Raw genomic sequence first — 1,554 nt, 5'->3', positions numbered from 1 at the left:
AAATTTCCCCTTCCGCGCCACCAGCTTCGGCAACATCACCGTGGCGATCGCCCCCGACCGCGGGCGCTCGGTCGACCGCCGCGCCGACTATCACGACCCGATCTTGCCGCCGCGCCATGCGCTGATCGCCTTCGGCCTTTGGCTGCGCAAGACGCTCGATGTCCATGCCCTCGTCCATGTCGGCGCCCATGGCACGCTGGAATGGCTGCCCGGCAAGACAGTGGCGCTCAGCGAATCCTGTTTTCCCGAGATCGTCACCGGGCCCCTGCCCGTCATCTATCCCTTCATCGTCTCCAACCCGGGAGAGGCAGCGCAGGCCAAGCGGCGCATTGCCGCCGTCACCCTCGGCCATCTGCCGCCGCCTCTGACCGGTGCCGGGCTGGACGAGAACCAGCACCAGCTTGAGCGGCTGGTCGACGAATATGCCCAGGCCGACGGGCTCGACCGCCGCCGCCGCGACCGCCTGGCGAGGCTGATTGTCGAAACCGCTGAAAAGACCGGGCTCGCCTACGAGGCCGGCGTCGCCGGAACCGACGCGCCCGACGAAGCGCTGCGCCGCATCGACGCCTGGCTCTGCGACCTCAAGGACTTCGCCATCAAGGACGGGCTGCACATCTACGGCCGCTCAGCCGAGGGCGAGGCCGATCAGCTGCGCGAGCAAAGTGCGGCGGCCGAGAAATCAGCATTGATCGCGGCCCTCGACGGCCGCCATGTCCCTGCCGGTCCTGCCGGCGCGCCGGCGCGTGGCCGGCGCGATGTCCTACCGACTGGCCGCAACCTGTTCACGTCGGATCCACGCACCATGCCGACGCCGACATCCTTCGATCTCGGCAGGGCGGCGTCCGACGAGGTCTTGCGCAGCTACATGCAGGCGCATGGCGACTGGCCGCGCTCGCTGGTCATCGACCTCTGGGGCTCGGCCTCGCTGCGCACCGGTGGCGAAGAGATCGCGCAAGGCCTGGCGCTGATGGGCTGCCGGCCGCAATGGGATTGCGCCACCGGCCGCGTCACCGGCATCGAGGTGCTGCCGCCGGCCACCCTTGGCCGCCCGCGCGTCGATGTCACCTGGCGCATTTCAGGCCTGTTCCGCGACATGTTCCCGACCCAGATCGCCCTGATCGATGCGGCCGCCAACGCCGTCGCCGCCCGCAACGAGGACGCGACGGAAAACCCGCTCGCCGCAAAAACCCGCGCCGATGGCAAGATCAGCCCGCGCATTTTCGGCACCTCGCCCGGCACCTACGGCGCCGGTATCGAGGCGTTGCTGTCGAGCGGCGACTGGGCGGCGCGCGAAGAAATCGGTCGCGCCTATCTCGACGCCACCTCGCATGCCTATGGCGGCGCTGACGGCGAAGGGATTTCGTCGCCCGGCGCGTTCGAGGGTCGCGTCGCCGAGGCCGACCTCCTCGTCCATACCGGAGACGACCCCGGCCGCGACATTTTGGAAGGCTCCGCCGATGTCGCCTTCATCGGCGGTTTTTCGGCAGCGCTTGCAGCGCTTGGCAAGAACGCCGACGTCATCGTCCTCGACACCACGGATCCGCAAAAGCCGAA

The 1,554-nt window shown here is 68.9% G+C and carries 1 protein-coding gene; it reads left to right on the top strand.

Features of this window, described 5'->3' with window-relative positions; all coding sequences use genetic code 11:
- On the top strand, nucleotides 1–1,554 hold a 1,554-nt coding region (locus AC0L15_RS33130; RefSeq protein ID WP_473498400.1), incomplete at both ends, for a cobaltochelatase subunit CobN.

It is taken from the genome of Mesorhizobium sp. WSM4846 (genome assembly GCF_055811415.1).
The sequence above is the reverse complement of the archived record's forward strand: the minus strand, read 5'-3'. Positions and strand labels throughout refer to the sequence as shown.